We start from the raw sequence: 7,376 nt of genomic DNA on the forward strand, positions 1-7,376 counted from the left end.
GGAGCCAAAGTGTCCAAATCCCGGCCGTGGCCGGTCATCCTCCTGCATGGAACAGGCCAGGTCAAGGGCATTTGGGAGACCCTCGGCGGTCAGTTACGGGAGGATGGCTGGGCTGTCTTCGCGCCAGATTTTGGGCACCGTGCAACAGACCCCATCAATCAGTCCATCGACATGCTCGTGCCTTACATCAAGGCTGTCCTGCACGCCACTGACGCAAAGCACGCCGTTATCGTGGGGCACTCGCAAGGCGGCTTAATTGCCACCCTGCTTTCTCTGCGCATTTCCAAGTACATCAAGCATGTTGTCTGCCTTGCCGCGCCCAATCACGGCACCAATCTGGGCGGCATCGCTTCCAGTATCACTAAGATCCCCGGCACAAAGTCGCTGATGAGCAACTTTGTGCAGAGCTATTGGGGCGTTTCCGGTTTGGAACAGCTCACGGGTTCAAAGATGGTTTTGAACTCCAATTCCCACGATATCCTCGGTCCCGGTGTTACTTACACCTGCATTGCCACCAAGTATGACCAGCTCATTTCCCCTCCACAGTCCTGTTTCTTGGATGATGGTGACACAGGCATGGTCACCAATCTCTATGTGCAGGACACGTTCCCTCAAGCCATCGTTTTGCATGAGCAGATGGCGCACGATTGGCGCCCCCGCGCGCTTACTCGCGAGGCACTATTCAAGCTGGTAGGCGAGGATTTTGACCCAATCGAGCATGCGGAATAGACCGCTCCTAACGCGGATTTTCCCACCGACAGCCGCACATCCGTCCCTGCCAAATCCAAGTCCAGCGTCGGGGGACCTCAGAGACCCCGTTCCGGTTATCGCACTTCATGGCACGCTCGATAGTCCCGGCGCGTGGGCACCGCTTGCCGACGGACTCCGTGCCCGCGGCCGCCGAGTCTATGTACCGGCCTACGGAGACCGTGGCACTGCTGCCCTCGTAGATTCTGTCGCCGAAGTCGAGGCCTATATCAACGGAGTCTGCACTGAAACGAACTCGGACACGGTCGATATTGTGGCTCACTCGCAGGGTGGGCTACTGGCTTTCCTGCTGTTTACGCGTCTTGCAAACCATGAATGCGAGCGTTTTTCGTTTCGACGTGTCATCAGTGTGTCGGGCTCTGTCGGCGGTGTAAATCTGACTGAGATCTCCCGCATTTTGGGCTGGTGGAATGGGGCTCCTGCCCGCTGGCTAATGGGACAGGCTTTAGCCGATCAAATTGCGGTAGCGGCAGGACAATATGAACTTCCTGCAGCCAACACTGCCCCACACCTCCGAAGGCGCAAGGCAGCCACACCTGACTGGATTAATGTCATCAGCCACCATGACAACCTGGTCATTCCGTGGTCCGATACCGCGCAGAGCTTCCTGCCGGACAGTCGAGCTGTTTTGCTCGAAACCGAGCTGGAGGGCAGGTCTGTTGCGCATTGGAAGCAGCAAACAGACCCCGAAGTGATCGAACTGATCACTCGGCTATTGGCGTAGAGCTTCGACCTAGAACTTGGTCAGCGACTCGCGCGCGGTGACGACATCCGCAAGCAGCTGCTGCGCGGCTGGCGAGGGGTTATCGGAGGTGAGGGCCTCGATGACGACGTCGGGAAGCCCTGCGGCGCGGTAGTCGTCGACAGTGACATCGCCGTACTCGAGGACCCCGTGGAGCCATGCGACTGCACGCGACTCTGGTGAAATGCAGCGTCGTGCGGTGCGTTCCTGCTGGACGAGCACATCACGGTTTTCCACCCCGCGCATCCCCAGCCGTGCAAGAGTGCGAGCAGCAGAGATGAGGTTCTCACCGGCAACACAATCCTGCTGGTTCGGATTGGCCGGCGGCTTCTTACGACCACGACGGCGCACGTAGAGCTCCTGCTGACCAATACCGACCAGGGAGCCATCGCGGTTTCGGATTACAGAGGTGTATGGAACGACCGTCGAATAGCCACCTTCAGTTTCGGCCTTAAGCTTTTCGACCATCTCATCCGGCACCTCTACCTCAAGGTACGCACCATTCTTACCCGGCCGGATAAATTCAAACGACCCAGTTCGCGTCCACGCCTCGTACTTCTTGACATCCAGACGCTGCATAACCAGCGTGCCAAACAGCACATCCGTCATCGAAAACAGTGCACCGCCAAATGCCGCGCCATGCATATTCGCAGTCAGAGCGTTTAGGCGCAGCTCCAATCGCCCCTCAGACCAGTCATCCGCAATCTCAGTGATACGGATGCCGGTGCCAAACAGCGGCGGCCAAATGTTCAGCAAGAACTTTGCCTTAGCCGGGGACATCTCTTTCTCAGCAAGTTTGTACAGGGTGCGTCGCAGCGATGGACCAATAGACATAACTACTTACATTAGGTGTTGACCGGGCGAACGCGGGCATTATTGTCAGAAAACAAAAGTGTGTCAGCTTCAGCACATGCTTTACGACGGTTCCCGCGCCCCACCTTTTATTAAGACAGCGACTATTTCAGCGACTATTTAGGCAGCAAACCGTTCCGCCAGCGTATTGACGCGCAGAGTGAAGAAATCCCGCAATTCCGCGTAGCGGGAATAACCATAAATCCCGCGGTCAGCTGGGTCATCATATTCCCAGCGCTCAGTCTCTACATCTGGCGCGATGTAGTCCGAAACGTCGATTTTCCCCACAACAATGACCACATCCGCACTGTCTGCGAGAGACGGCGTGAGTTGATGAGGATCGCCATCGCACCGTGCCCCCACCTCACAGAGCGCACGCCGCGCGTCTTCATCCAGACCGCGGTCATCATCATCGATGCTGATACCTGCTGACAACACTGTCAGGCCTGGGGCAGCTTGCCGCAGCAGCCCTTCTAGTACGCGTGAGAGTCCCATGTTTGAACTACTGACAAAGAGCACCTCTGACATGGCTCTATCGTAGAATATTTTTCTCGGAGAAATCACCCCAGCTTGTGGGGTTTTCTGGAAGGTTTTGCAGAAAAATGCCAAAAGCGCCCATAGCGCAGGCCCTTCCCCGAGACCAGCCCTATCGACGCTTATGACTTAAGAACAAAGTCCACTTTACATGCGCATGTAACCCCTGTGAAGCGTGGGGCTAGAGTTGCAGATGTGAAAGCTCCGTGGCCTGTGATTTTCCGGCTGTCGGCGTTGCGCTGTCCTGCTGTCGGCGTTGCGCTGTCCTGCTGGCGGCGTTGCGCTGTCCTATCGATGCAATATTCACCTATCGATACGCAGCAGCGTGGCCATAAGTGAATAGCTCATCCATATGTTGACCGGGACTTCCGACAACGTGCGCATAAGTGAAAGAAAATTCCCCCGCCCCAGCCCCCGACAGGCATTTGCCCTTTAATCAGTCTTCAAACGCACCCTTTGTTCCCCGCCCGACCTCCTTAAACCGGATAAAATTGGCGGGGCCGATCGCTCGCGAATAGGAGAATCACCGTGACCGACTCTCGCGATATTAAACCTTTTGCATCCAACCGCGGCCCCAAAGTGACCTCCATCGGTGCCATCATCGGCGCAGCAGCAGTGGGCGGCCTGCTTCTCGGAGGTGTCGGTGCGGGCACCTGCTTGGCGGTCTTTGATTCGCCCGAGCGCTCTGACTACGTCATGCAGCCCGCGCAGCGTGAGGTGCAGGCTGACATCATGGACTCAGACGATGTGCTCACCCCGGAGGAAGAACAGCGCATGCTTCGCGATGTCTCCCGGATCGCCGCCCCTGACGTGGTCCAAGGGCTGCACTACATGGTCTTTGCCGAGAACAAGGAAAACGTTAATGACTCCGTAGAGGAGTACCTGCGCGATAACCACCAGGAGCTCATCGGCAAGGATAAGTTTGCTGATGGCCAGGTCTTCGTCGGCGTGGGCCTTGATCCGCGCCAAGCCTTCGTCTTCGCGGGTGAGGACGTGGCTGCTCAAATGAAGCTACGCAAGAATGACAGCCATCTGAAACAGTCCATCGAAGCAATTAAGCCGGGCGTGCGGGATGACAACATTCCTGCTGGCCTCTTTGCTGGCGCAGCGGCTGCAATCGACGTAGACCGTGCTGCGGATACTCAGTACGAGGGCGCAAAAGAGGACCGGATGGCGGCGGCCGTTGGCCTCGGGGTGGCGGGCCTGAGCGTTGGCGGCGCTGGTGTCGGCCTCGCCGGCGGTGTACGCCGCAGCCGGCAGAAGAAGACACAGCAGGCACGCGAGGACTGGGACTACGTGTCGCAGACCTACACCGATGTGGCGCAACGGCTAAGGGAGATTGATATTCGAGCGCACTCGCTCCAATCAGGGCTGGTGGATGAGCGCCTGCGCCAGGACTGGGAGGGTTTGCGCGATGACTTCCTAGCAATCGATAGCCAGGTTGGTTTCCTCATGTCGATTCCGGCGGATGCGCCAGATGAGCAATTCCGCTCACACTCCGAGCTCATCGCCAACGCGCGCCAACTGTGCGAGCGCGTGGAAACCGCTGAGGCCAATATTGAAAAGCTGCACCGCATTGAGAACGCTGATGCGGATGCTCGCCGCTATGAACTCTACGAGCTGGAGAAGGATCTGGCACAGGCAGGCTACTTGGCCGCAAGCATCGACTCGGCGCTTGAGCGCCACGCGAAGGAGTTGGAAGATGCCGCCACTGAATTATCCAAGGAACCACACCATCCGCAGTTCATGGAGCGCTACCTAGAACTCTTGGATCGCTCCGCGCTCTTGTCGGAGCACGTGCAGTCCCAGCTGCAGAAGCGCAATGAGGCCGACGAGCGCCCCGAGCGCACGCGCATCTACGACTCTGATTTCTTCGCTGGCTCTGGCTACCACGGCTACGTGCCCTTCTATGTCGTGAGCACCTGGGATAGCGATGCCACCACTGCCCGCGACAGCTCTTCCAGTAGCGGTGGCGTCAACAGCGGGTTTAGCTCAGGGTTTTCCGGTTCAGGCGGTTCTTCCAGCTTCTAAGCCGACTTACGGGACAGAGGGGATGCGGACGTTCTGTTAGACGATTTCACCCCTCACGCTACTTAACCCCTACATTTTCCCCTTTAAACCAAAGAACCCCAGGCCGGAAAACTTCCTGACCTGGAGTTTTGGAGCCGGAAACGGGACTCGAACCCGTAACCTACCGTTAGGGTACCCTGTAAAGGTTTGACCTATAATGCCATTTATGCCTGTCAAAGCCGTTTCTCGCGCCACACAGGGACACCTCCCCTACTAGTTTTTGAGGAAAGTCTTTGGGGAAGTGCGGAGTTTTCCGAAGTAGACCCGCAGCTGGACATACGCCACAGCCTGAGTACAAGACTTAACCGGCGGTGGCTACACGGTGTCGACTAGGGGCCACACACCCCTTGCCCCAGCAACCCCTGCCCGTCGCACCCCTACCCCCCCCACGCATAAAAATGGACTGGGATTGCCCCCAACCCCTCAATTCCGGTTACTGCTCCTGCCACCCCACGTCGTCGGGTGTGACATCCCGGCGCGGGCCCAGTCGCGCAGCGCTCGCCACTGGTATCTCGGATGCAGTACCGCAGATACCCGTCGAAGAGCTGGACGCCTATCTACCAGTCCCGCAGCAGCCCGCCACTCTGCAAATCCCACAACCCCGACCCATCAGCTAGGGCTTTGTCATGCCTTCTGCACCGAGGCAGACGCTCATACCCTTCGACAGGCCGGCGAGGCGGTAGGCGGCTAGCGGGTCCCAGGCACCCGCGGCAAGCCGCCCGGCGCGGGCAACGGCGCCCCTCAATGGGCGAACACAATTGGTAAATTGGTCGTTTCAGGCTATCAATAGTGTCGCAATGAGAGCGCCTAGTGAAATAGCGAGCATCCCTAAGCAATTGACCCAAAACTCGCTACCTAGAAACTTGGCTCGGATATGTGCGATTGCTGCGGTGCAGAAGTAGGCAATGACTCCAACCATCGTCGCTATTCCAATGCCTGGTATCCAGAGCCCAATAATGAGTCCACTTGCTGCTAGGCACTTGATAACGATAAGAGCCCACCACCACTCTGTAGGAAGTCGTACTCCTCTGAGGCAGGCCTCGATGAATGCTACGGGTTTGAGCGAGAGTACCGCGTCTCCGAACAAAATGGCTGCAAGAATGATGGAGGGCCAAGCAGGCGAAGATTCGAGAATCATTATTTTACTCCGTACGCGATTTTAAGACGGGAGATGGAACTGTTCGCGTGAATGGATAGTTCGTCGGTGTCGTATGCACCGGCAGCCCAGCCAAGAAGCAACCCAAGATAAATGTTGTAAAGGATTGTCGCGAACTCTTTAGCGTCATCTTTAGGGAGCATATTGCCTAGGCGCAACACGATTTCATCTACCAAGAGAGTTCGAAGCTCGTTGAGAATCTCTCCGTTGTCTCCCTGTGTGATTAGGGCAGCGCCATACGCTTTCGATAATTCTTCCTGCCCAGTAAACATTTTCAGGAAAGGAGCGAGAACGTCGAGAAGGTTGTCTGATTGTCCACGGAGCTCATCGTGCATGACGGTGATTCGATGTCCGATGGTCTGAATCAACAGCGACTGCTTGCTCCCGACGTTCATAACGGTTCCAACGCTGACGTTAGCTTTCTGCGCGATGGCACGCACATTTGTATCCGCGTACCCGACTGACACAAAAAGGGCATAGGCGGTATCCAAGACTTTATTGCGCGTCGCCTCCTTTTGAGTAGCACGACTTGATTGAACTTGTTCACTGAACATGTTCAAATCGTATCGCTACATCAATCTACGGTCAAGTAGCGATGTGGTTATCCAAGTACATTGCTGTCATGAGAGGCGAGCGGGTTTCCTGCTTACAAGGAGGAAAGTTATAGCTGATCGTCACACACCTACATGTTTTTGCCAGACCAGCTTCTCGGGCCAATAGACTCAAGGATTGCCGAGCGCTTGGCCGATAAGCCTACGAGCTTGTTCCACGGCCAACGCACGACAGGGGCACCGACGACGCGGGTACTGCCTATGCGTGACGACCCATCCGGCACATACCCCCACCCTGGCAAAACTCTGGCCGGGCTCTAACATGGGCAGGCTTGCCGCACCTCGCCGGCGACGATGTGGCGCAGGCCGACCGGGAGCTGCTGCCTGCGGTGATTTCCTATCACGACCTCCGTCACACGGTAGCGACCGCCATGGCTGCAACGGGCAACGCGGCGCTGGCCACCTTGCAACTGGGCCATGCCTCCGCCTCGACTACGGAGGCCGCCTACATCAACCGCGCGGGAGATGTTGACAACTCCGCAATCATTGAAGCGTTCGCTGCCGACGCGCTGGCAATTTTCGGCGGCTAGTCGCTGCCCTCCTGCCGCCGCCCCTGCGCCCTCTTGGCGGGTTAAGTAAAGAAAAGTGTGTCCGCATGCCACCATAACCCCAGACCACACACCACAAATCACCAAAGAATAGC

The 7,376-nt window shown here is 57.1% G+C and carries 8 protein-coding genes; 4 read left to right on the forward strand and 4 right to left on the reverse strand.

Translation table 11 applies throughout. The annotated features are described in order from the left end of the window. Window positions 1-9: 9 nt before the first annotated feature. Together QP978_RS09185 and QP978_RS09190 are read left to right on the forward strand one after the other, a co-directional pair. Complete coding sequence (locus QP978_RS09185; RefSeq protein WP_049172143.1) at window positions 10-729, forward strand: esterase/lipase family protein; 720 nt, start codon at window positions 10-12, stop codon at window positions 727-729. Continuing rightward, a complete protein-coding gene (locus QP978_RS09190) occupies window positions 719-1,492 on the forward strand; it encodes an alpha/beta fold hydrolase (RefSeq protein WP_016421432.1) in 774 nt (257 codons plus the stop codon). The genes QP978_RS09185 and QP978_RS09190 overlap by 11 nt, the downstream gene beginning before the upstream one ends. Before the next feature lie 9 nt (window positions 1,493-1,501). Here the strand turns inward: QP978_RS09190 and QP978_RS09195 are convergent, their stop codons facing one another. After that, window positions 1,502-2,344, reverse strand: coding sequence for a PaaI family thioesterase (locus tag QP978_RS09195; RefSeq protein ID WP_016421433.1), 843 nt, complete (start codon window positions 2,342-2,344; stop codon window positions 1,502-1,504). A 138-nt stretch (window positions 2,345-2,482) separates the two neighbouring features. After that, on the reverse strand, window positions 2,483-2,857 hold the full coding sequence (locus QP978_RS09200; RefSeq protein ID WP_016421434.1) for a hypothetical protein: 375 nt from the start codon (window positions 2,855-2,857) through the stop codon (window positions 2,483-2,485). A gap of 567 nt (window positions 2,858-3,424) precedes the next feature. On the opposite strand from QP978_RS09200, the gene QP978_RS09205 reads away from it, so the two are divergent. Then, complete coding sequence (locus tag QP978_RS09205; protein ID WP_016421435.1) at window positions 3,425-4,927, forward strand: hypothetical protein; 1,503 nt, start codon at window positions 3,425-3,427, stop codon at window positions 4,925-4,927. 814 nt (window positions 4,928-5,741) lie between these two features. On the opposite strand, the gene QP978_RS09210 is transcribed toward QP978_RS09205, so the two are convergent. Both QP978_RS09210 and QP978_RS09215 read right to left on the reverse strand, forming a co-directional pair. Continuing rightward, window positions 5,742-6,104 (reverse strand): DoxX family protein, encoded by a 363-nt coding sequence (locus tag QP978_RS09210; RefSeq protein ID WP_016421436.1) that lies wholly within the window; start codon window positions 6,102-6,104, stop codon window positions 5,742-5,744. Beyond that, window positions 6,104-6,676: a TetR/AcrR family transcriptional regulator gene (locus tag QP978_RS09215; protein WP_016421437.1), complete on the reverse strand. Its 573-nt coding sequence runs from the start codon at window positions 6,674-6,676 to the stop codon at window positions 6,104-6,106. Before QP978_RS09215 ends, QP978_RS09210 begins: the two co-directional genes overlap by 1 nt. A gap of 329 nt (window positions 6,677-7,005) precedes the next feature. Here QP978_RS09215 and QP978_RS09220 point away from each other — a divergent pair, with 329 nt between their 5' ends. Then, the gene (locus QP978_RS09220) at window positions 7,006-7,263 is read left to right on the forward strand and encodes a tyrosine-type recombinase/integrase (RefSeq protein ID WP_016421438.1); all 258 of its coding nucleotides are present in this window, start codon (window positions 7,006-7,008) and stop codon (window positions 7,261-7,263) included. Window positions 7,264-7,376 lie beyond the last annotated feature (113 nt).

It is taken from the genome of Corynebacterium sp. MSK035, from assembly GCF_030232615.1.
Classification (GTDB): Bacteria; Actinomycetota; Actinomycetes; order Mycobacteriales; family Mycobacteriaceae; genus Corynebacterium; species Corynebacterium jeikeium_D.

Coding starts and splice junctions, on each gene's coding strand:
- QP978_RS09190 (WP_016421432.1), top strand. CDS start 719: ATGCGGAATAGACCGCTCCTAACGCGGATTTTCCCACCGACAGCCGCA.
- QP978_RS09195 (WP_016421433.1), bottom strand. CDS start 2,344: ATGTCTATTGGTCCATCGCTGCGACGCACCCTGTACAAACTTGCTGAG.
- QP978_RS09200 (WP_016421434.1), bottom strand. CDS start 2,857: ATGGGACTCTCACGCGTACTAGAAGGGCTGCTGCGGCAAGCTGCCCCA.
- QP978_RS09210 (WP_016421436.1), bottom strand. CDS start 6,104: ATGATTCTCGAATCTTCGCCTGCTTGGCCCTCCATCATTCTTGCAGCC.
- QP978_RS09215 (WP_016421437.1), bottom strand. CDS start 6,676: ATGTTCAGTGAACAAGTTCAATCAAGTCGTGCTACTCAAAAGGAGGCG.